This window comes from uncultured Microbulbifer sp., assembly GCF_913055755.1.
In the GTDB taxonomy this organism is placed as follows: Bacteria; Pseudomonadota; Gammaproteobacteria; order Pseudomonadales; family Cellvibrionaceae; genus Microbulbifer.
On sequence record NZ_CAJXKH010000065.1, the window covers coordinates 1 to 23,200 of the forward strand.

12 protein-coding genes and 1 pseudogene are annotated in these 23,200 nt (G+C 61.3%); 1 reads left to right on the forward strand and 12 read right to left on the reverse strand.

Annotation, left to right across the window (positions count from 1 at the left end; genetic code table 11):
• The 9 genes and pseudogenes from QZ511_RS11625 to QZ511_RS11665 all read right to left on the reverse strand — a co-directional run.
• Positions 1-164: pseudogene (locus QZ511_RS11625) on the reverse strand (glutamate synthase small subunit); the annotation flags it as partial.
• 13 nt (positions 165-177) lie between these two features.
• Complete coding sequence (gltB, locus tag QZ511_RS11630; protein ID WP_295802534.1) at positions 178-4,629, reverse strand: glutamate synthase large subunit; 4,452 nt, start codon at positions 4,627-4,629, stop codon at positions 178-180.
• Between the two features lie 391 nt (positions 4,630-5,020).
• On the reverse strand, positions 5,021-6,106 hold the full coding sequence (aroB, locus tag QZ511_RS11635) for a 3-dehydroquinate synthase (RefSeq protein WP_295802536.1): 1,086 nt from the start codon (positions 6,104-6,106) through the stop codon (positions 5,021-5,023).
• Between the two features lie 145 nt (positions 6,107-6,251).
• On the reverse strand, positions 6,252-6,773 hold the full coding sequence (aroK, locus tag QZ511_RS11640) for a shikimate kinase AroK (protein ID WP_295802551.1): 522 nt from the start codon (positions 6,771-6,773) through the stop codon (positions 6,252-6,254).
• Positions 6,773-8,989, reverse strand: a complete 2,217-nt coding sequence (locus QZ511_RS11645) for a type IV pilus secretin PilQ family protein (RefSeq protein WP_295802537.1) — start codon at positions 8,987-8,989, stop codon at positions 6,773-6,775. The genes aroK and QZ511_RS11645 overlap by 1 nt, the downstream gene beginning before the upstream one ends.
• 3 nt (positions 8,990-8,992) lie before the next feature.
• Positions 8,993-9,520 carry a pilus assembly protein PilP gene (locus QZ511_RS11650; protein WP_295802538.1) on the reverse strand — a complete coding sequence of 176 codons (528 nt, stop codon included), beginning with the start codon at positions 9,518-9,520 and terminating at the stop codon, positions 8,993-8,995.
• A complete protein-coding gene (pilO, locus tag QZ511_RS11655; RefSeq protein ID WP_295802539.1) occupies positions 9,517-10,137 on the reverse strand; it encodes a type 4a pilus biogenesis protein PilO in 621 nt (206 codons plus the stop codon). The genes QZ511_RS11650 and pilO overlap by 4 nt, the downstream gene beginning before the upstream one ends.
• A gap of 2 nt (positions 10,138-10,139) precedes the next feature.
• The gene (locus tag QZ511_RS11660; RefSeq protein WP_295802541.1) at positions 10,140-10,727 is read right to left on the reverse strand and encodes a PilN domain-containing protein; all 588 of its coding nucleotides are present in this window, start codon (positions 10,725-10,727) and stop codon (positions 10,140-10,142) included.
• 3 nt (positions 10,728-10,730) lie between these two features.
• The gene (locus QZ511_RS11665) at positions 10,731-11,807 is read right to left on the reverse strand and encodes a pilus assembly protein PilM (protein WP_295802542.1); all 1,077 of its coding nucleotides are present in this window, start codon (positions 11,805-11,807) and stop codon (positions 10,731-10,733) included.
• Between the two features lie 155 nt (positions 11,808-11,962).
• Between QZ511_RS11665 and QZ511_RS11670 the strand changes: the two genes are divergently transcribed.
• Positions 11,963-14,638: a penicillin-binding protein 1A gene (locus tag QZ511_RS11670; RefSeq protein WP_295802544.1), complete on the forward strand. Its 2,676-nt coding sequence runs from the start codon at positions 11,963-11,965 to the stop codon at positions 14,636-14,638.
• Positions 14,639-14,776: 138 nt separating this feature from the next.
• On the opposite strand, the gene QZ511_RS11675 is transcribed toward QZ511_RS11670, so the two are convergent.
• The 3 genes from QZ511_RS11675 to QZ511_RS11685 form a co-directional block, all read right to left on the reverse strand.
• Positions 14,777-15,262: a chemotaxis protein CheW gene (locus QZ511_RS11675; RefSeq protein ID WP_295802546.1), complete on the reverse strand. Its 486-nt coding sequence runs from the start codon at positions 15,260-15,262 to the stop codon at positions 14,777-14,779.
• A gap of 77 nt (positions 15,263-15,339) precedes the next feature.
• Positions 15,340-21,933: an Hpt domain-containing protein gene (locus tag QZ511_RS11680; RefSeq protein ID WP_295802548.1), complete on the reverse strand. Its 6,594-nt coding sequence runs from the start codon at positions 21,931-21,933 to the stop codon at positions 15,340-15,342.
• Positions 21,934-22,060: 127 nt separating this feature from the next.
• Positions 22,061-23,200: methyl-accepting chemotaxis protein (locus tag QZ511_RS11685; protein ID WP_295802549.1), on the reverse strand; the 1,140-nt coding region annotated here is incomplete at its 5' end.

The following is a 23,200-nucleotide window of genomic DNA, read 5'->3' on the forward strand; positions in this document are numbered from 1 at the left end:
TTGCCGCAGTCCAGGCAGCGGTGCGCCTGGCTGGCCACCTGCCGCTCACTGAACGGCTGGTAGATTTCCACAAACTGGTTGGTGCGGGTAATGATGTCTTTCTTGGCGGGGTCCACTCGGCCCACGTCGACAAACTGAAAATCGTTGTTGAGACGCTGTGACATAAGTTAATCCCCCTTATTCGCCGCGCTTGCGTACATCGGACAGCAGTCCGGCGAGGCTGGCGGCCTTCGGCTTCACCAACCAGAATTTGTTCAGGTAGTCGTCCAGGTTGTCCAGCAACTCCTCGCCCCAGGCACTGCCGGTCTCGGCGACAAACTCTTCGATCACCTCGCGCAGGTGGCTCTGGTATTCCTCCAGCGACTCGCTGCTGATACGGCGCAGCTCGATCAGCTCGTGGTTGCACTTGTCGAAGAAATCGCGATCCATATCCAGCACATAGGCGAAGCCGCCGGTCATGCCGGCACCGAAGTTGACCCCGGTCTTGCCCAGTACCGCGATCATGCCGCCGGTCATGTATTCACAGCAGTGATCACCCGCGCCCTCCACTACCGCAAAGGCACCGGAGTTGCGCACGCCGAAGCGCTCGCCGGCACAGCCGGAGGCGAACAGCTTGCCGCCGGTGGCACCGTACAGGCAGGTATTGCCGACGATGCTGGTTTCCTCGGACTTGAAGCTGCTGCCCTGGGGCGGACGGATCACCAGCTTGCCGCCGGCCATGCCTTTACCCACGTAATCGTTGGCATCGCCTTCCAGGTACATCTCCAGGCCACCGGCGTTCCACACACCGAAAGACTGCCCGGCAACACCGGTCAGGCGCAGCTTGACCGGCGCATCCACCATGCCCTGGTTGCCGTGGCGTCTGGCAATTTCGCCGGACAGGCGCGCGCCGATGGAGCGGTCGCAGTTGGTGAGCTTGTAGCGATACTCACCGCCCTGCAGGTTTTCGATAGCCGGCAGGATGTCCTCAACCATCTGCTCCGCCAACAGGCCCTTGTCCCAGGGTTCGTTCTTCGGCTGCTGACAGGTCTGCGGTTTGCTTTCCAGCAGCGCATCGGTGTACAGCAGCGGCGACAGATCCAGGGTTTTCTGCTTGTCGGTCTCGCCTTCCAGCACTTGCAGCAGGTCCACGCGACCCACCAGCTCGTCGAGGGAGCGCACACCGAGGCCCGCCATCCACTCGCGCACCTCTTCGGCCACGAACTTGAAGAAGTTCATCGCCATTTCCACGGTACCGATGTAGTGCTCGTCGCGCAGGTCCTTGTTCTGGGTGGCGACACCGGTGGCGCAGTTGTTCAGGTGACAGATACGCAGGTACTTACAGCCCAGTGCGACCATCGGCGCGGTACCGAAGCCGAAGCTCTCGGCACCGAGGATGGCCGCCTTGATCACGTCGAGGCCGCTCTTCAGACCGCCATCGGTCTGTACCCGCACCTTGCCGCGCAGGTCGTTGGCGCGCAGGGTCTGGTGGGTTTCCGCCAGGCCCAGTTCCCAGGGGGAACCAGCGTAGCGGATGGAGGTAATCGGGCTCGCGGCGGTACCGCCGTCGTAGCCGGAGATGGTGATCAGGTCCGCATAGGCCTTGGCCACACCGGCGGCAATGGTGCCGACGCCGGGGCGGGATACCAGCTTCACCGATACCAGCGCATCCGGGTTGACCTGCTTGAGGTCGTAGATCAGCTGCGCCAGGTCTTCGATCGAATAGATGTCGTGGTGCGGCGGCGGCGAGATCAGGGTCACGCCGGGTACCGAGTAGCGCAGGCGCGCGATCAGTTCGTTCACCTTGCCGCCGGGCAGCTGGCCGCCCTCGCCGGGCTTGGCGCCCTGGGCAACCTTGATCTGCAGCACCTCGGCGTTGACCAGGTAGTGCGGGGTCACACCGAAGCGGCCGGAGGCAATCTGCTTGATCTTGGACACCTTGTCGGTGCCGAAGCGGGCCGGGTCTTCACCGCCCTCACCGCTGTTGGAGCGGCCGCCGAGGCGGTTCATGGCCTGGGCGAGGGATTCGTGGGCCTCCGGCGACAGCGCGCCGAGGGACATGGCCGCGGAATCGAAGCGGCGCAGAATATTTTCCACCGGTTCCACTTCTTCCACCGGAACCGGTTGCACGTCTTTTTTCACTGACAATAGGTCGCGCAGAGTCGCTACCGGGCGCTGGTTTACCAGCGCGGCGTAATCCCGCCAGGCACCGTAATCGCCACTGCGCACCGCCTGTTGCAACGCCTTGACCACGTCCGGATTGAACGCGTGGTACTCCTCGCCGTAGACAAACTTGTGCAAGCCGCCGGGAGAAACTTTCTTGCGCGGCTTCCACGCCAGTTGCGCGCGCGTGCGCATATCGTCTTCCAGCTCCTTGAAGCCGGCACCGGTTACCCGCGCCGGAGCTTCCGGGAAGCACAGATCAATCACATCCTGGGACAGGCCCACCAGTTCAAACAGCAACGCGCCGCGGTAGGAGGCGATGGTGGAGATACCCATCTTCGACAGGATCTTCAGCAGGCCCTTGATGATGCCATTGCGGTAATTTTTCTGCGCGGTAGCGGCATCCAGCAACAGCTCACCGGTTTCGATCAGGTGATTGATGATGCTGTAGGAGAAATACGGGTGCACCGCGGTGGCACCGACACCGATCAGACACGCCAGCTGGTGGGAGTCGCGCGCGGTGGCGGTATCCACCACGATGTTGGAATCACAGCGCAGGCCGGCGTGTACCAGGTGGTGGTGCACCGCGCCGGTGGCCAGCAGTGCGTCGATCGGCAGTTTGCCGTCCGCGATCGCGCGGTCGGAAAGCACCACGATCGCGGTACCGTCCTTGCGCACGGAGTCCGCGACATCGCTGCACAGTTTCTCGATCGCACCCTTGAGGTCCAGCTGCGCCGGATCGTAATTCAGGTCGAACACCTTGGCGGTGAACTCTTCCCTCCCCAGGTCCAGCAGTGCGGAGTACTTGATATGCGAAAGCACCGGTGACGACAGGATAACGCGATCCGCGTGCTCCACGGTTTCCTCGAACACGGATTTTTCACGTCCCAGGCAGGTTTCCAGGGACATCACGATGGTTTCCCGCAACGGGTCGATAGGCGGGTTGGTCACCTGGGCAAACTGCTGGCGGAAATAGTCGTACAGGCAGCGGTTGCCGCGGGACAGCACCGCCATCGGGGTGTCGTCGCCCATCGAGCCCACGGCCTCCTGGCCGGACTCGGCCAGCGGGCGCACCACCTGGTCGCGCTCTTCCAACGAGGAGCTGAACAGTTTCTGGTAGACCTTGAACTGCTCGAAAGAAAAATTGTTGTCCACCGGTGCAGTCACCAGGGTGGAGCGGATACGGCGGGCCTTTTCCTTCAGCCACTGCTTGTACGGGTGGGCCTTTTTCAGCTCGTTGTCCACGTCCGCAGTGTGGCGCAGCTCGCCCTTTACGGTGTCCACGGACAGGATCTGGCCCGGGCCGAGACGGCCCTTGGCCACCACGTCGGCGGGGTCGTACTGGTAAGTGCCCACTTCAGAGGCAACCGTGATCAGATCGTCCTTGGTAATTACCCAACGGGACGGACGCAGGCCGTTGCGATCCAGGGTGCACACCGCGTAGCGGCCGTCGGTCAGCACCAGACCGGCGGGGCCGTCCCAGGGCTCCATGTGCATGGAGTTGTACTCGTAAAACGCGCGCAGCTCGGAGTCCATGGTGTCCACGTTCTGCCACGCCGGCGGGACCAGCATGCGGATGGCGCGGTGCATGTCCATGCCACCGGCCATCAGCAGCTCGAGCATGTTGTCGAGGCTGGAGGAGTCAGAACCGGTGCGGTTTACCAGCGGCGCCAGCTCGTTGAGTTCCGGCAGCAGCTCGGTATTGAACTTTGGCGTGCGCGCCACGGACCAGTTGCGGTTGCCGGTGATGGTGTTGATTTCACCGTTGTGGGCCAGCATGCGGAACGGCTGCGCCAGTGGCCAGCGCGGCATGGTGTTGGTGGAAAAGCGCTGGTGGAATACGCAAATTGCGGTTTCCAGGGACTCGTCCGCCAGGTCCGGGAAAAACTTCGGCAGGTCCGCGGGCATCATCAGCCCCTTGTAGGACAGTACCGCGGTGGAAAGACTGGCGATATAGCAACCTTCACTCAGCTGCTGCTCGGCCTTGCGACGGATCACATACAGGCGGGCATTGAACTTCTGCTCACCGAGGGGCTGATCGGCATCGTTGATCAGCAACTGTTCAAAGCGCGGCAGGGATTCACGGGCAATCGGCCCCAGGCAGTCTTCATTGGTGGGTACGGTGCGCCAGCCGGCGACCTTCAGGCCCTGGGCCTCGACTTCTGCCTGCAGAATGTTGCGCGCTTTAGCGGCTTCCACTTCTTCCAGCGGCAGCATGATGGAGCCCACGGCATAGGTATCGGTCAGCTCGCCATTGAAGGCCTGCTTCGCCGCCTTGCGCAGGAAGGCGTCCGGCTTCTGCAGCAACAGGCCACAGCCGTCCCCGGTTTTGCCATCGGCGGCAATACCACCGCGGTGAGTCATGCAGGTCAGCGATTCAATCGCTGTCTGCAGTAACTTGTGACTGGTCTGGCCCTTCAGGTGGGCAATCAGACCAAAACCACAGTTATCTTTGAACTCATCCAACCGATACAGACCGCTACCCATAGAATTCCTCAAAGTGTTATCGCTACCCCAAAATTCACCGAGCTGCGTGAGTGCCGCTCAGTTCACAGCCCGCAGGCCGCCCCAGGGGTATATTTATCTATATTCGAGCCGAAGACGCCGCAGATTTCACTGAATTTTCCGTATCCCAGTGACAAAAAAAGCCCGCTTGCGGGGCTTTGTTTTTGCGCGGTTTTCACGCGCCTGCGTTTTTTATTATCGGCTCACGACCCCGGCTTTCACCGAGGGGGCGCGCAATATTACTCGTGCCCCCCTGCAATTGCAAGAATCGACAGACTTTTTCGCTGTTGACACAACTTTTGACCGATTTATCTTCTATTTCCCGCCACTTTTGTCAAAAAATCCTCAGCTGCTCCCGGTGTGAGCTAATTCATCATCCGACACCGCAATTGTGCAGCGCTTCTATCAGCAATTCCCTTGGTGTATCCGCCACTATCTGCGCATCGCCCACTTCCCGCAAGAGAACCAGACGCAACCTGCCGTCCTGCACTTTCTTATCCACAGACATCGCCTGCATATAGTCTTCCACCGCCATATCTTTCGGTGACTGCTGAGGCAGGTTGGCTTTAGTCAACAGGTCTCTAAGGCGCGCAACATCCGACGCCGAAATCCAGCCCCGCAACCGGGAGAGCTCTGCAGCCATCACCATACCCGCGGCAACCGCCTCACCGTGTAGCCAGTTGCCATAACCCTGCACCGCTTCGATGGCGTGGCCAAAGGTGTGCCCGAAATTGAGAATGGCGCGGCGCCCGGATTCCCGCTCGTCTTCCGCGACCACAGCGGCCTTGTCCGCGCAGCTCCGCTCCACCGCGTAGGCCAGCGCCTCGGGATCCCGCGCCAGCAGGCGATCGATGTTGGCCTCCAGCCAGTCCATAAAGGGTGCGTCGCAGATCATGCCGTACTTGATTACCTCCGCAATACCTGCGGAGAGTTCGCGATCCGGCAATGTCGACAGGGTATTGATATCAATCAGCACCAGTTGCGGCTGGTAAAAAGCGCCGATCATGTTCTTGCCCAGGGGGTGATTGACGCCGGTCTTGCCACCCACCGAGGAATCCACCTGTGACAGCAGGGTTGTCGGCACCTGCACGAAGTCAACACCGCGCTGGTAGCAGGCGGCGGCAAAACCACTCATATCACCCACGACACCGCCCCCCAGTGCGACGACGGTGGTACTGCGATCATGACGGTGCTGCAACAGGGCATCGAAAATGCGGTTGACCGTGTCCAGGGTCTTGAATGCCTCGCCGTCGGGGAGCTGGATGCTGTCCACCTTGTCGACCCCCTGCAGACTTTGCAGAATCTGCTCGAGATACAGGGGCGCAATCGTCTCATTGGTAACAACGAGCACCTGGCGACCGCGGATATATGACTGGAGATGTTGCGGCTCTTTCAGCAGGCCGGGACCGATCAGGATGGGGTAGCTGCGCTCTCCCAGATCCACATTGAGACTGTGCATGGCGACTCCCTTACTCGCACCAGTAGAAGCAGAAGCAGAAGCGGCACTTTACCACAGGGCCAACAGGCGCACGGCCACCTTTGCCCCAAACAACCCGCAGGGGCAGAAAAGCACAGGGAAGGCGGCAATTGAAGTGGACAGACCGTCAGGAAAGGGCGCTGGCCAACAACTGGTCGGCCACCAGTTGGGCGGCCTGTTTCGGGGTACAGTCGTCGGTATCGCACACCAGGTCGGCCACCTCGCGATACAGCGGCTCCCGCTGCACGATAATTTCCCGCAGCTTTTCCCGCGGGTCCGCAACCTGTAACAGCGGGCGATTGCTGTTTTTCGAGGTGCGCTCCACCAGTTGATCCAGACTGGCGCACAGGTATACCACCAGGCCGTTGGCGATAAGCAGCTGACGATTTTCGGGCAGCAGCACGATACCACCGCCGGTAGCAATCACCTGCGGCTCACCGACACAGAGATCCTCTAACACCGCATGCTCGCGCCGGCGAAAACCCTGTTCCCCCTCGACATCAAAAATCCAGGGAATATCGGCACCGGTGCGCTCTTCGAGCACCTTGTCGGAATCGGCAAAAGGCAGCCCCAGTTGGGCTGCCAGTAACTTACCGATAGTAGATTTGCCGGCCCCCATGGGGCCGACCAGAAAAATGGGCTGGGTGATCACTTGGTGAAGGGCATGAACTCGTCTTGCATGATCCGCGGAGTGATAAAGATCAGCAGCTCGCGCTTGTCTTCACTGCGGCTGGTGCGCTTGAACAGGTGCCCCAGGAACGGAATGTCGCCCAGGAACGGCACCTTGGTCTCACCCTCCAGGGTTTGCGCCTCAAAAATACCGCCGAGCACAATAGTCTCACCGTTGCGTACCAGCACCTTGGTCTGCAGCGAGTTCACATTGATCGCCGGAATCTGCGCACCGGTAATCACGTTGGTGAACAGCTCACCGACGCTGTTCTGGTCGATGTTCAGGTTCATGATGATGTTGTCATCCGGCGTGATCTGCGGGGTTACATTCAGCAGCAGCACGGCCTCCTTGAAGGTCACGGATGCGGCACCGGAGGAAGTCGCTTCCAGGTAGGGGATTTCCACACCGGAACGGATGCTGGCTTCCTGCTTGTCGCCGGTCACCACCTTGGGCTGGGACACGATTTCCGCCTTGCCCACGTCTTCCAGTGCGGAAAGCTCGAGGCCCAGGTAGAAATTGTCCTTCAGGATGGCGTAGGCCACACTGCCCGCAGAGCTGGAAAGACCCAGGTCGACCAGCAGCGGATCGTGGAAGCTTTCCGGCGCACTCACATCCGGGCCATTGCCGTCACCTTCCACAAAGAAGGCATCCTGGCTGCCGGAGCCGATACCGATCTTGTCATCGTCGATATTGTGGTCTTCGGTGTAGTTCCACTGCACACCCAGATCCCGCAGGAAATCGGTATTGGCGGTGACGATACGCGCTTCGATCATCACCTGCCGGATCGGGATATCGATGGCACTGATCAGGTCGCGGAACTGGGCAATTTTTTCTTCGGTATCCGTCAGGATAATGGTATTGGTGCGCTCATCGACGATGGCACTGCCGCGGGAGGACAGAATGCTGCGATTTTGCTCATCGTCCTGGCCGCCGGCAAAGTTGCCCTGGTTGAAGCCACCACCCTGGCCGCCCTGCTGCCCTGCAAACAGGGTAAATAGCTCGCGGGCATCCGCGTAGCGGATCTGGATATATTCGGTGCGCAGCGGCGCCAGCTCTTCCAGCTGCTTGCGGGTTTCCAGCTCGCGGCGCTCGCGCTCGGCAATCTCTGCCGCCGGCGCCACCATGATCACGTTGCCTTCCTGGCGCTTGTCCAGGCCCTTGGCCTTGAGGATCAGCTCCAGCGCCTGGTCCCAGGGCACACCGTCGAGTCGCAGGGTGATGCGGCCCTGTACGGTATCGCTGGCTACCAGGTTGAGGTCGGTAAAGTCCGCAATTAGCTGCAGTACCGAACGCACCTCGATGTCCTGGAAATTCAGCGACAGTTTTTCACCGCTGAACTGGAATTCTTTTTCTTTCTCGCGCACCTGGGCCACGGTCATCGGCTTGACGCTGAGCACGTACTCGGTGTCCGCCTGGTAGGCCAGGTAATCGTAGTCGCCATCGTGCGGGTCCACGGAGATCACGGTGTTGCGACCGTCGTAGTCCACGGTAATGGCGTTTACCGGAGTGGCGAAATCGGTCACATCCAGGCGCTGGCGCAGGGACGGCGGCAGCTCGGCACCGAGGAAGGTCAGGACGATTTTGCCCTTGGTGCGCTCCACATCGATATTTACCGCCGGGTCGGTGAGGCTCACGATAACCTTGCCTTCACCGCCTTCGCCGCGACGGAAATCCACGTTATTGATCGCCACACTACCCGCAGCCTTGAACTGCGCATTGCCACCGATGTTGGTGCTGGTATGCACCGGCGCCGCCGCTACCGCGGCGGTGGCTGCGGTATCCGCGCCCACTTCCAGCACCACCTGGTTGCCAACGCGTTCACTGGTGTAAACCGGCAGCTCGTCCAGGTTCAGGATCAGCCGGGTGCGATCTTCACTGGACACAATCACTGCGCTGCGTGCCGCACCGATATCCAGGGCATATTTTTTCTGCGGCAACACACTTTCAACGCCGGCAAAATCCATCACGATCCGCGCCGGCTGCTCGATGGTGTAGCCGGTGGGTTCCGGCGGCACGTCACTGAAAGTGAGGCGCAACTGCAGGCGGCTGCCCGGCAATTCGGAAAACTGGATGTCATTCAACTGGCTGGCCAGTGCCGGCAGCGGCAATAACATCACGCTTAGCAGCAGCGCTTTTGCACGCGGCAATACTGCAGCGACGCGCGCCAAACCTTTGGCGAGTTGCGTGGTGATCATTTTTTAGTTTTCCTTCTCTTCCAAAGTCAGTGCCCGCGGCCGTTCGATCCAGCCGCCGGTGCCATCCGGCACAATTTCCAGTACATCAAGTTGTGTTGATGAGGCGTTGACCACACGCCCGTAGTTTTTACCCATGTAGTTGCCGACGGTGATCCGGTGAATACCCCCTTCACCATCGTTGATCAGCGCCCATAACTGCCCGCTCCGGGACAGCGTGCCCACCATGGACAGGGCATCGAACGGATAGCGCTCCAGCAGTTCCCGCTGGCGGTTCATATCCGGCGCCACATCCAGTTTGCGGCCGACCAGGCGCTGGTCTGCTTCCAGCACCGGGCGGATAAACGGACTGCGCAGTGCAGCCGCGCTGTAGACATAAGGGCTGTAGGGAGTGAACGTGGGAATGGGCTCGATCTGCCCCTTCGGCTTGTGCTTCACTTCCGCCATTTTCTGACGCAAATCACTGTGGTTGCCATCCAGGCTGCAACCCGCCAGGGACAGCAGTGCCACTGTCAGAGCGAAGTATTTTTTCATCCTTCTTCTCCCTGATCCTTGTAGCGATAGGTCTTGGCATTCACCACCATGTTGAGTAGCGCTGCGCCATCCTTACTGGTCTGGATCTCGAAATCATGCAGGGTCACGATACGCGGCATACCAGCGACACCGCTGATAAAGGCTCCGAACTCGTGATAGCCACCCTGGACCTCGATCCGGATCGGCAGCTCTACGTAGAACTCACCAACCTGTTCATCCTCCAGCGCGACTTTCTGAATGGTGAGGCCGCTGCCGCGACCGAATTCATCGATATCTTCCAGCAGGCCCGGAACTTCGGTGTCTTTTGGCAACTGCTTGAGCAGTGCACCGAAGGTTTCTTCCATTTCCGCCAGCTGCTCGCGGTAGGCTTCCAGGTTCGCCGCCTCGAAGGACTTGCGTTCGAACTGGCCAAACAGTTCGCGCTCTTTATTGGCCGCGATCTCCAGCTCGGTGTAGCGGTCCTTTACCAGGAAGAAGTAGCCACCGCCGATCAACACCGCAGAGATAATCACCAGCAGTGCGATTCGCCCGGCCACGGGCCAGACGCCCACGCGGGAGAAGTCGATATCACTGATATCCAGCTCATTGAGCTGTTTGAGGGTATCTTCCAGAGCCACGATCACGCTCCCCCGTTGGTGTCGTCAGCGTCTTGCTGATCTTCTTTTTTGCGCTTGCTGACGTTCACCGTCATTTCAAACGCACTTGCCTGCTCGCCAAACTCCGGTTTGGCGGTAACCCCGGTGAGGTTGGGTGACTCAAACCATTCGGACTGGTCCAGGCTGCGCATAAACGAGGATACGCGATTATTAGACTCCGCCACCCCGGAAATATGCAATATTTTCCCGCTGCGCTTCAGGTTGTTCAGCCACAGCCCTTCCGGTGCCGAGCGCACCATCTCGTCGAAATAGCGCACCGCCAGTGGCCGGTTGCCTTGCAGCTCCTGAATCACCCGCATGCGGTCGATCAGCTCCTGACGGCGCTTCTTCAGGTCCTTGATCTCTTTGACCTGCTTGTTCAGCGCGGTGATCTCGGTCTGCAGAATCTGGTTGCGCTCGTTCTGGTTGGCGATCTGCGCATCGACGGTCTTCATCCACATAAATACGGAGAAGCCCGCGGCAACCACCACCAGCGCGGCAACCTGCTGGAATTCTTTCTGCTTCTGCGCCCGGTATTCCTGGCGCCAGGGGAGTAGGTTGATTTTTGCCATGTCTTAGAACTCCCGCTCGCGCATTGCCAGACCTGCGGCAATCATCAGCGATGGCGCCTCGTTGGCCAGCGCCTGACTGTTGACCCGGGAAGCCACGCTCATATTGAGGAAGGGGTTGGCCACCATCGCCGGCTTGTTCAGCTTTTCGCCCACCAGTTCCGCCAGCCCTTCCATCGCCGCAACGCCACCGCCCAGCAGGATGTAATCGACATCGCTGTAGGAAGTGGAGGAATAGAAGAACTGCAGGGAGCGGGTGACCTGCTGCACCACCGCATCGCGGAAGGGCTCGAGGACCTCGGGATAGTAATCGTCGGGGAGGCCACTGCCGCCCTGACGCTTGGCCAGGGTGGCCTCTTCTGCGGACAGGCCGTAGCGACGCTGGATCTCGTCGGTAAGCTGGCGCCCGCCAAACAGCTGCTCGCGGGTGTAGACCGTGCGTCCGTCCACCATCACCGACAGGGCACTCATGGTGGCACCGATGTCGATCACCGCCACTACCAGCTGCTCCTGTGCCGGAAACTGACTGTCCAGCAGGGTATATGCGCGCTCGATGGCGTAAGCTTCCACATCCACAACCCCGGGTTGAAGCTCCGCCTCGGTCAGCGCGGACACCCGCTGCTCGACATTTTCGCTGCGGCACGCCGCCAGCAGCACCTCCACCTGCCCTTCGCCCTTCTCCGACGGCCCCTGCACCTCAAAGTCCAGGTTTACCTCGTCCAGGGGGTAGGGGATGTACTGATCCGCCTCCAGCGCAATCTGGGCCTCGAGCGCGTCGTCCGACAAGTCTGCCGGCATATCCAGGGTCTTGGTAATGACCGCCGAGCCGGAAACGGCCACGGCGGCCTGGCGCAATCGGGTCTTGGAGCGCCGTATCACCTTGCGGATGGCTTCCGCGGTGGCGGCGATATCGTTGATATTTTTATCCACTACCGCATTCGGGGGTAGAGGCTCTGTCGCATAGCTTTCCACGCGGTATTTGTCGCCACTGCGACTCAGTTCAAGCAACTTTACCGAGGTGGAGCTAATATCGAGCCCAAGCATGGCTTTAGGGCCCTTGCTGAGAAAAGGGAGCATCCCCATTTTTCTTATCTTTTCCGTGGGTTATGGAATATTCATGGTATAGCACTTTAAATTACCGCCGCAACCGCCTTTTGCATAGGTATCAGTGCACATTATTCGTATAATTGTCGAACAATGCCGACAAAATTGATCAAGACGTAGACAGAAGCACCTTCATGACTCTCAAAGCCCGCAATCGCCTGCTGTCACTGCTGTGGCTTGCCTTCGCCGGGGCCGCCGCCGGCGCCATGGCGTTTTCCAGCATCTATATGTACCTCAAGCCCGGGCTGCCGTCGGTCGAGACCCTGCGGGACGTGCGCCTGCAGACCCCGCTGCGGATCTACTCGGCGGATATGAAGCTGATCGGCGAGTTCGGCGAGAAGCGGCGCAGCCCGATCACCATCGAGCAGACCCCGGACATGTTCATCAAGGCGATCCTGGCCGCAGAGGACGACTCTTTCTACTCCCACAGCGGTGTCTCCATCAAGGGCCTGATGCGGGCTGCGCGCCAGCTGGTGGCCAGCGGCTCCATCCAGTCCGGCGGCAGCACCCTGACCATGCAGGTGGCGCGGAATTTTTTCCTGAGCCGCGAGCAGCGCTTTATCCGCAAATTCAATGAGATCCTGCTGTCGCTGCAAATCGAGCAGGAACTCAGCAAGGACGAGATTCTCGCCCTGTATATCAACAAAATCTTCCTCGGCAACCGCGCCTACGGCTTCCAGGCCGCGGCCCACGTGTACTACGGCAAGGACATCAACGAGCTGAGCCTGGCTCAGTGGGCAATGATGGCGGGCCTGCCGAAAGCCCCCTCCACCTATAACCCGATTGCCAACCCTTCGCGGGCACTGGTGCGCCGCAACTGGATCCTCAAACGCATGCTGGACCTGGGGTATATCGACCAGGACGATTACAAGAACTCCATCACCGCACCGGTCACGGCGCGTTACCACGGCCGCGACCTCGACCTGAATGCGCCCTACGTGGCGGAGATGGCGCGCAAGGAAGCGGTGGACCTGTTCGGGGATGCCGCCTATACCGATGGCTACCAGGTGATCACCACCGTCGACAGCCGCCTGCAGGACAGCGCGCGCGAGGCCCTGCAAAAGGGGCTTGAAACCTACGACAGCCGCCACGGCTACCGCGGCCCGGAGCAACGCCTGGACCCCGAGCTGCTGTCGGACAGCGACCAGCTGGTGGACCTGCTGCACGAAATCCCCGTTCTCGGCGGGCTCGAGCCGGCAGTTGTGACCGCGGTTGCCCCCCAGAGTCTCAGCGTGCAGTTGCGGGATCGCCGCGTGGTGGAAATCCCCTGGGAACACGGCCTCGGTGACATTCGCCCCTACATCTCCGAAAACGCCCGCGGCGCGCGCCTGCAGAGCGCCGAAGAGATGTTCGCGCCCGGCGACGTCATCCGCCTGCGCCGGGTACTGGTGTCGGCGGATGAAGTCGCCGCCGAGCTGGCACAGCAACAGGAACAAGCGGCTGAATCCGGCGGCGCAGAGGAGCGGGACCCGTTCGCGGATCCGTCGGAACTCGCTGCGCAGCAAGAGGAGCTCCCGGTACCCCAGGCCCGCGAAGAGTGGCACCTGACCCAGGTCCCGGCAGCCCAGAGTGCGCTGGTGTCCCTGGCACCGGAGGATGGCGCCATCCGCGCCCTGGTCGGCGGCTACGACTTCCAACAGAGCCACTTCAACCGGGTTACCCAGGCCGCGCGCCAACCCGGCTCCAACTTCAAGCCGTTTATCTATTCCTCGGCAATCGAGAAGGGCTACACCGCCGCCAGTATCATCAATGACGCCCCGATCATCTTCGAGGAAACCAACCTCAAGGATGTCTGGCGCCCGGAAAACTCCAGCGGTGACTTCCTCGGCCCCATCCGGCTGCGGCAGGCGCTGTACCTGTCCAAGAACCTGGTATCCATCCGCCTGCTGCAGGCACTGGGTATCGACTATGCGCTGGATTTCGTCGAGAACTTCGGTTTCGACCGCAGCAAGCTGGCACGCAACCTCACTATTGCCCTGGGTAGCTCGGCGCTGACGCCGCTGGAAATCGCCCGCGGCTATGCCGCGTTTGCCAACGGCGGATTCCGCGTCGAACCCTATCTGGTGGACCAGGTAATGGATGTAAACGGGGAGGTGGTCTACAAAGCCCTGCCGCTGACGGTATGCCGGGATTGCCCGGAGGTGGGCAGCGAGGTCCAGCCGCAGGCGGAGCCGATCGACCTCGCAGCGGTACAGCACGAGGCAGTGGCGGTATCCGAGGAAGAAGAGCCGCTGGAACTGCGCACGCTACCGGTGGCCCCGCTGCATGCCGGCGAACAGGCGCGCCCGCGCGCACCCCGGGCCATTTCCGCGGAAACCGCCTACATCATGGACTCGATGTTGAAGGACGTGATCAAGAAGGGTACCGGTCGCAAGGCGCTGGCGATGAAACGCGGTGACATTGCCGGTAAAACCGGTACCACCAACGGACCGCGCGATGCCTGGTTCTCCGGTTACAGCCCCCACCTGGCAACCAGCGTGTGGGTCGGGTTCGACTCCAACTCCGAACTCGGCAAAACCGAGTACGGTGGTTCCGCGGCGCTGCCTATCTGGATCGACTTCATGAATACTGCACTGGCAGGGCTGCCCGAGCGCCACCTGCCGCAACCGGACGGCATCGTCACCATGCGCATTGACCCGCGCACCGGCCTGCGCACCTCCCGCGGAGGCATCTTCGAGATCTTCCGCGCCAACCGCATCCCCGGGCGCGCCACTTACGGCAACTACCCGTCGATCTATTCCAACGGTGCCGCCGATACCCCGAGTGAGAATGAGCAGGCCCAGGAGGCACTGCCGGAAGAACTGTTCTGATCTCAGCGAGGCGCCGCACCACAGACCGCGCCCGCACCTGGTAACAAAAAAGGCGCCACCCCGAGGGGTGGCGCCTTTTTTGTTGGGTTATGCTTTTGTTTGCGCACCGGCAATTGCCAGAGCCGGCACCCGCGGGGTTCAGCGGCGGCTGCGGTACGCCAGGCAAGCCTCCTCCAGCGCGCCCAGGTCCGGAATCACCGCTTCCTCCCCGGACAGGGCCACATGCATCAATTCGCCCAGGGCACATTCTCCCCCCTGTGCCGCCAGCTCCTGCGGCGTCACCCGCACCAGTCGCGGCGTTCCCTGCAGCACCAGCGCAAAAAACGGCAGATCACCCTCGGCATTGCCACTGCTCAGCACGGCAATCCGACAGTTACTGCGCAACACCGGCATCGGATTGCCGCGCATCACCTCGAACGATACCAGGGGCAGCCGCAGCTCGCGCCAGTGAAGCTCACCCATATACCAGTCAGGCGCATCAAATGCGGATACCGGGCTCTGCAGGGCGATGATTTCCGACAGTGTGTCCACCGGTACCAGCAGCTGGCCATCCGACAGCGGCAGCAGCAGGCTGCTGAGTTCCTGCGGGATCTCGGTTGTGGGCAGGGCGTCTACTCCGCTCATCTCGATCTAGTCTCCGCCGCACCTGCGGCCTTGGTCAGTCCGCCCCTACGGGGCGGGTTGCATATGCTGGACCCTGCTCAGTGCACGGCCTCTGCCTCGGTATATTCGTGAATCGCCGACAGCAGTACTTCTTCCTGATACGGCTTACCCAGGTAGTGGTTTACCCCCAGTGACAGCGCGTGATCGCGGTGCTTCTTACCGGTTCGGGATGTGATCATGATGATCGGAATATCCCGCAAGCGGTTGCTGGAGCGGATGTGCCGCGCGACCTCAAAGCCGTCCATACGCGGCATTTCGATATCCAGCAGGATCACATCGGGCATCACATCCTGCAGCTGGATGATTGCGTCCTGGCCGTCTTTGGCGGTGGTCACACTGTACCCCTCCCGCTCCAGGAAGCGAGTGGTCACCTTGCGTACCGTTACCGAGTCATCCACGACCATGACCTGCTTCTGTACTTCCGGCTCTTCACGGGTCGCAATCTCTTGCGGCTGCTGCAGCAGCGGCGCTTCCGGTCGCGCCAGCAGCGCGGAATGTTTGCGCAGCAGTGCGTGGGCATCGAGGATCACCACCACGGTACCGTCACCGGTTACGGTGGCCCCGGAAACCCCCTGCACACTGGCAAATTGCGGCCCCAGACTTTTCACCACGATTTCGCGGCTGCCCATGATCGCATCCACCTGCAGTGCCATGGCGGTATTGTCGGAACGCACCAGCAGTACCGGCAGCTGCATGTCTTCCACATTCAGCTTCGGTTGCGCGTTGGACTGCAGCAGGTTGCCGAAATAATTCACCTCGTAGGGTTCGCCGGCGTATTCGAACCGCGCTTCCGGGGCGCGGTAGTAGTGCTCCAGCTCGAAGGGGCTCAGGCGCACGATACCTTCGATGGTATTCAGTGGCAGCGCGAACACATCGTCGCCCACTTTCACCATCAGGGCGCGGTTCACGGATACGGTGAACGGCAGGCGCACTACAAACTCGGTGCCTTCACCCAGCTGCGAGCTGATCGCGACGCTGCCGCCGATCTGCTTGATCTCTGCGGACACCACGTCCATACCCACACCGCGGCCGGAAATCTGGGTAACCTTGTCCGCGGTACTGAAGCCCGCCTGCAGGATGAACTGCATGATTTCGTTGTTGGACAGTTCCGCATCCGCGCGCATCAGGCCGCTTTCGATCGCCTTTTCGCGCACACGCATCAGGTCGATACCGCCACCGTCATCGCCGATGGTGAGCACTACCTCACTGCCCTCGCGCGCGACCGCGACCGCGATGCGACCGCGCTCCGGTTTGCCCGCAGCGCTACGCTTTTCGGGCAACTCGATACCGTGGTCCACCGCGTTGCGCAGCATGTGCTCCAGGGGTGCGACCATACGCTCGAGCATGGACCGGTCCAGCTCGCCCTCCACGTTGGAGAACACCAGATCAACCTGTTTGCCGAGTTCGGCGCTGACCTGCCGCACGATACGCCGCAAGCGCGGTACCAGCCGCGAGAATGGCACCATACGGCTGCGCATCAGGCCTTCCTGCAATTCGGTGTTTACCCGCGACTGTTGCAGCAACAGGGTTTCCGTATCCCGGGTTTTATTGCCCAGGGTCTGGCGCAGTTCCAGCAAGTCGGAAGTGGATTCCAGCAGCGAGCGCGACAGCTGCTGAATGGACGAATAGCGGTCCATTTCCAGCGGGTCGAAATCGCCATCCTGCTCCGCCAGCTGCTCCTGACGGAACAGGATCTGGGCTTCGGTTTCCTTGTCCAGGCGCCGCAGCTGTTCGTTGAGGCGGCTCAGGGTGGAATCCATCTCGTCCAGGGCGAGGCCGAACTCGGAAACCTGTTCTTCCAGGCGGCCGCGGGAAATTGAGGTCTCACCGGCAAGGTTTACCAGCTCTTCCAGCAGTTCCGATGCCACCCGCACCATTTCCTGCGGCTGGTTGCGCGGCTGGCCGCCGTCGCGCTCGTTGACGCCCTTGCCCTTGCGTACAAAGGGCAGCACGTTGCTCGAAGGTGCCGCCGGCGCCGGCAAAATTTCCGTGGGGGCGATGGCTTCGTCGGCCGGTGTATCCGCTGCAGCGCTTTCGGCTTCAGCAACGGCGTCATCAGCACTGTCGTTGCCCGCAATATCCGAAGCGGACGTCGCTTCGGCACCTTCCGCGCCGGATTCCACTGAATCTGCAGTTTCGTTCACATGCCCGTCTGCCCAGCTGGTTTCCAGCAGTGCGCAGAATTCCTGCAGCTGCTCGCCACCCATCCAGGCGCGCACGATTTCCACACCTGCGGCGAGGCGGTCGTAAATTCCGTGGGCGTCAGCAAAAAAGCTCGCAGACGGCGTGCTGCCGCTCTGCATGTTCTCGATTACGGTTTCGAAGCGGTGCGCCACTTCACCCAGACCCATCAGCGCCCCCATACGGGCGCCACCCTTGAAGGTATGCAGCACACGCTTGAGTGCTTCTGCAGGGGTTTTGTCGGCGGGGTCCTGCTCCCAGGCCTGGATCAGCTCTTCCAGCTCGTCTACCAGGTCGCCGGCCTCCTCCAGGAATACCTCGACCACATCCGGGTCGATATCCGCCAGCAGCGCCTGCTGGCGATCACCGGAAGTGCTTTCTCCCGGTGCCACCGCGGTGTCTTGCGGCGCTGCGGTTTCCGCAACTTCTACCTCTGTCGCAAACTCTGCCGTTTCCGGGAGGTCTGCGCCGGCCACATCCAGTGCGGCTTCAAGCCACTGGGTATCGTCCAGCTCAACCGCTTCCTGGTCGTCGCCAGAAATTGCCTCGAGCTCGATGGCCGCGGTTTCCGCAGATTCTGCGGCTACCTCTTCAACAGTGCCGAGGTCGATATCCTCGACACCGGACTCCAGGGTCGACCAGCTGGCACTGGAGACGCCCGCGCTCAGCGCCTCCGCAGAGTCGTCCAGGTCGCCGTCCAGCTGGATATCCAGGCTGTCTATTTCCGGTTCGCCGTCTCGTGCCTGCTCGGCATTTACCAGGTCGTCGAAACTCAAATCCGCAAACTGGTCGTCGCCAGACTCCTGTTCCGGCGCCGCCGGCGCAAGCTCGGACTCGTCACTTTCCACGCTCTGCTCTACCGCCTCGACCTGCGGCAGGGCGTAATCCTCGCTGTCGATACCGTAGGCGGAGAGATCGAAATCGTCCTCTTCCTCGCTGTCGTCTCCCTGCGCAAGGGTGCGCAGGGCCTCGCCCACCACCTGGCTCACCTCCGGCAGGTCCTGGGCCGCGGCAACCGCGTCTACCAGGTCCAGCAGCTCATTGTGCCCCTGTTCGAGCGCCGCCCAGAGTGCCGGCTCCTCTTCCAGGTGACCGTCAATAACCTGCTGGTACACCGCCAGCAGCAGCTGTGCCAGCTCCTGCAGCGTGGGCAACTGTGCCTGACCGGCAGCCTGCTGCAGCACATCCAGTTCTTCCGCCACCGGCAGCAGGATGGACCTGTCGCCCGGGCGCGCGCGCCACTGGCCCAACATCTGGTCCGCATCCAGCAGCACCTTCATGCCGTCCGCCATGATGACCGCGAGCAGCTGTGGATCCACAGCTTTCGGTTCGTTGGCCTCGCGCTCGCGAATCAGGTGGCCGACGGCGCGCTCCTGCAGTTCGGCGACGCGCGCCACAAACTGTTCCGCGCGCTCGATATATAGCGGTTCGCGGCGGTAAATCTGCTCCAGCACCGACTTCACGTAGGTCGCCGCATCGCTGAGGAGGTCGAAAATATCGCTGTCGATGGTTACCTGGTAGGTGCGCAGCTCTTTGACGAAACGCTCCAGCGGGGCCACCAGTTCTGCAACGGCCGCCACCTCTGCCATATGCGCGGACCCCTTCAGGGTATGCAGCGCCCGGTGCAGCGGGTCAGAGGGAATGCCATACAGCGGCGCCGCCCGTTCCATTTCATCGAGGAACTCTGCCACCACCGCGAGGTGGGTTTCCGCCTCTTGGGCAAAAATTTCCCACAGCTGTGCATTGCCATCGTCAGCGTCCTCTTCGGGCACTGGCGCAGTTTGTTCCGGAGCTGTGCTTGACGTACCGGCGGCAGTCGTCTGCTGTATCTCCTGCGGCACTTCACCCCGGGCCAGCTGCCCGGCCCAGGTTTCCAGCTCCGCGGTGCGCGCCGGATCCGGATCGCCGCTCTGGGTGCGGAAGCCTTCGATCATCGACGGCAGTTTCGCCAGTACCAGTTCAATCAACGCGGCGTGGGCGCGTACCGGGGAGACGGTTTCGTCAATCACCCGGTTGAGCATGTTTTCCACTGCCCACGACAGCTCGCCCACCGCCAATGCCTCCACCATGCGACCGGAACCCTTCAGGGTGTGGAAGCCGCGGCGGAATTCGGTCAGTGCGTCTTTGTCGGCGAAATTATTCGCCCAGATCGGGAAGTTGTGGCTGATGGTTTCCAGTACTTCTTCCGCTTCTTCGAGGAAGATCTCGATAATTTCGTCGTCGATGATGCTCGCATCGTCATCATCCTCGTCGAACACGGCGGCCGGTGCGGCAGCTTGCACGGGCGCTTCAGCTTCAGCTTCGGCCTCTGCCGCTGGCGGCTCCGCTGCGGGCGCCGTTTCATCAACCAGCGCGCCGCTCCCGGCGCGGGCGCTTTCGGTGAGCGGCGCCTCAACAGCAGCTTCACTGGTAAACCAGCTTTCGTCGATCAGGCTCGGCTCTTCTGCTGCCGTCTCGGTAGAACTTGGGTTAAGTTCCGGCGCATCTGCAGCAACGTCTGCCGGCGGCTGCACCGCGTCGGCGCTGGAATCTGCCTCGGTTGCGAATTCATCCAGCACGCGGGAGTCTTCCGCGTCGGCATCGGCATCGATGTCGGATGCAGACAGCGCGCTCTCCAGGTCCTCTTTCAGGTCCTCTTCCAGGTCAAGGTCCAGCGCAAAGTCACCGGCCGCGGGCTCCGCCGCTGTTTGGGAAGGTGCCTCTTGTGACAGTGCCTCTTCCGGGGATTGCAAATCCGCAACCGCATCGGCCACGCTGGGCTCAGCGCGGTCATCGCCGGAAACGGAATAACCCAGGGTGGCGACACTCTCTTCCGCCAGCGCCAGCAGCATGTCGGCATCTTCAATGCCGTCGGCACGGCGTTCGAGATAGTACTCGACACTGGTCACTGCATCCGCGAGGGTGTCCAGCAGCTTCCAATCCGGCTGGTCACCGGCGCTGATCAGGCGCTCTTCAATGTAACTTTTACACGCGCCGACAATCTCACCGGCGCGGCGATAGCCCACCATATCCAGACCGCCGCAGACTTCCTGCAGTCGCTTGGGCACGGTAGTGAGATGTCCGGTGTCCCAGTGGCTGGCAATATACTCAACCACGGCTTCCTTGACGGTTTCGAGACCGATGCGCGCTTCGCGCAGAACCTGGTCGGTGGCCTCGCCCATCAGCGGCGATTCACTATCGACTTTCTTGTCGCGCTCAATACTGGCGGCAAGCCCGGAATCCAGCTGTACCAGCTCGGACGCGGCCTGCATCAACAGTTCGTCGGGATCTGCACTGCGGGAGGCATCGCGCAGGTATTCGTAGATACTGCGCGCGCGGGTGCGCTGGTTTTCCAGCCCCAGCACGCCCAGGGTATCGGCGATGCGCTTGGCAACCACGGCGGTATCCGCCAGCGCCGGACGTTCACTGTTGGCTACAGTGGGGTCCAGTGTCTCGCGCACACTGGCGAGTTCTTCGCGCAGTGCATTTACCGCGGTACCCATGGCCTCCGGTCCCATCGCCAGCGCATCCTCGGTATCCGGACGCGGCGTGCCGGGCACGGCGCGATCGAGCGCATATTTCTGGTAAAGGGATTCGGCTCGGGTTCCGTTGGGGCCACACAGATAGACGTAAAACAGCAGGTTGCGGACCAGGTCGCGGTCCAGGCGCAGTTCGAGCACACGCGCGCCCTGCCCCTGCAACAGGCGGAATTCCACATCGATGCGACGCAGCAGCTGTCGCAAAGCGGGCATTACCGTCACCCGGTGGTCGGCGATGCCCTCGAGCAGGCCGAGCAGAATTTCCCACAGGTGCTGACGCGGACTGCCACTGTAGAGCAGTGTCATTTTCTCGCAGACTTTTGCCAGGTAGGCGAGGCTCTCACCGCTGTTCACATCGCGGATCAGGGAGGCTGCGGCAACGTGGTACATCTTGCGCAGTTTTTCCACCAGCTCTTTCAGCTTGGCGGGGTTGTTCAGTAGCGGTTGGCGGCTGCCGGAGAACTGTTCCAGCGCGGACAGATCCGGGGAAAACAGGGCGCCTTCGGTAATCAGGCGCTCGCGGCGTACTGCGCGCAGGTCATTCAGCAGAGGCAGCAGCAGAACCGCATTGTCGCGGCGCTGGAAGGCGATTTTTTCCAGGTACAGCGGCAATTCGAGCAGCGCGCGCATCAGGAATTCACGCGTCTCATCGCTGTTTTCCACTTCGCCGCTGGCCAGTGCCTGCACCAGCTGCTCCATTTCTTCCGCCAGCATGGCAGCGCCGGTGAGCTCTGCCATATGCAGGCTACCGTGTACCTGGTGAATCAGGCCGAGACAGTTTTTCAGCAGCGCGGCTGACGATTCGTCGGCGACATCAAGTGATGAGGAATCCGAGGCAAAAGTTTCCAGTTGCTGGCGCGCCTGCGCCAACGTCTCGTTGATTTCGCCTATCAGCCAATCCAGGGCTACAAAATTGGGATTGTCGCGACTCACGGCAAGTCCTCGGTAATTCAGTTTGCTCGCTGGCAGGCGGTAAAAATGCCACCGCCTGCTGCTTCACGCTCCGGCGACCGATAACCGCCGGAGCGCCCGCATTATCGTTATCGGTATCTGCGGTGTATCAGGCCAGGGCCCGCTCTTCGCGCTCTTGTTCCGAGAGTTCCGAGAGCTGTTCTTCAGAGAGCGCTGCCTCGGCGGTTTCGTCCTCAAGCATCGGGAACTCTTCAGACAGGTCCGCGAGGTCGCCGTCATAAAATTCGCTTTCACTCTCGACGTCATCTTCACTCGGCAGTTTGAAGCCGGCAACGGAATCACGCAGCGCGGATGCGGTCTGGGCCAGGTTACCAATGGACTGGGCGGTAGCCTGGGTACCGGCAGAGGTCTGCGAGGTAATTTCCTGAATCACGTTCATCGTGTTGGAAATGTGACCCGCGGACGAGGCCTGCTGGCGCGCCGCGTTGGAGATGTTCTGAATCAAGGATGCGAGGTTGGTGGATACCGTTTCGATCTCTTCCAGGGCAACACCCGCGTCCTGCGCCAGGCGTGCACCGCGCACCACCTCGGTGGTGGTGGATTCCATCGATACCACCGCTTCGTTGGTGTCCGACTGAATCGCTTTTACCAGGCCTTCAATCTGCTTGGTTGCTGCGGCGGAACGTTCTGCGAGGCGCTGTACCTCGTCCGCAACCACCGCGAAGCCTCGGCCTGCATCACCGGCCATAGAGGCCTGGATCGCGGCGTTAAGTGCCAGAATGTTGGTCTGGTCGGCAATGTCGTTAATCAGGCTTACGATGTCACCAATCTCCTGGGAAGATTCACCCAGTCGCTTGATTCGCTTGGAGGTGTCCTGAATCTGCTCGCGAATGGTATCCATGCCCTTGATGGTGTTCTGTACCACCTTGGCACCGTTACTCGCGATCTGTACCGAGCGCTCCGCTACCTGGGCAGATTCGGCGGCGTTGGCAGATACCTGGTCAATGGTCACGGCCATCTCGTTAACCGCCGCGGAGGCGCCGGCAATTTCCTGGGCCTGGTGCTCGGAGGCCTCGGCCAGGTGCAGGGCGGTCTGCTGGGTTTCCTGGGACAGGGAGGATACTTCCTGAGCCGCGCCGTTGATTCGGCTTACCAGAACCCGCAGCTGGTCAATGGTGTAGTTGATGGAGTCGGCGATCGCACCGGTAAAGGCCTCGGTTACCGTTGCCGAGGTGGTCAGGTCACCATCGGCGAGGTCGGCCAGTTCGTCCAGCAGCTGCATAATCGC

Excerpts from the sequence above, each read along its gene's own strand:
- QZ511_RS11665 (WP_295802542.1), bottom strand. The coding sequence starts at position 11,807 with ATGGGGATGCTCCCTTTTCTCAGCAAGGGCCCTAAAGCCATGCTTGGG.
- gltB (WP_295802534.1), bottom strand. The coding sequence starts at position 4,629 with ATGGGTAGCGGTCTGTATCGGTTGGATGAGTTCAAAGATAACTGTGGT.
- QZ511_RS11675 (WP_295802546.1), bottom strand. The coding sequence starts at position 15,262 with ATGAGCGGAGTAGACGCCCTGCCCACAACCGAGATCCCGCAGGAACTC.
- QZ511_RS11650 (WP_295802538.1), bottom strand. The coding sequence starts at position 9,520 with ATGAAAAAATACTTCGCTCTGACAGTGGCACTGCTGTCCCTGGCGGGT.
- QZ511_RS11645 (WP_295802537.1), bottom strand. The coding sequence starts at position 8,989 with ATGATCACCACGCAACTCGCCAAAGGTTTGGCGCGCGTCGCTGCAGTA.
- QZ511_RS11660 (WP_295802541.1), bottom strand. The coding sequence starts at position 10,727 with ATGGCAAAAATCAACCTACTCCCCTGGCGCCAGGAATACCGGGCGCAG.
- aroB (WP_295802536.1), bottom strand. The coding sequence starts at position 6,106 with ATGCACAGTCTCAATGTGGATCTGGGAGAGCGCAGCTACCCCATCCTG.
- QZ511_RS11670 (WP_295802544.1), top strand. The coding sequence starts at position 11,963 with ATGACTCTCAAAGCCCGCAATCGCCTGCTGTCACTGCTGTGGCTTGCC.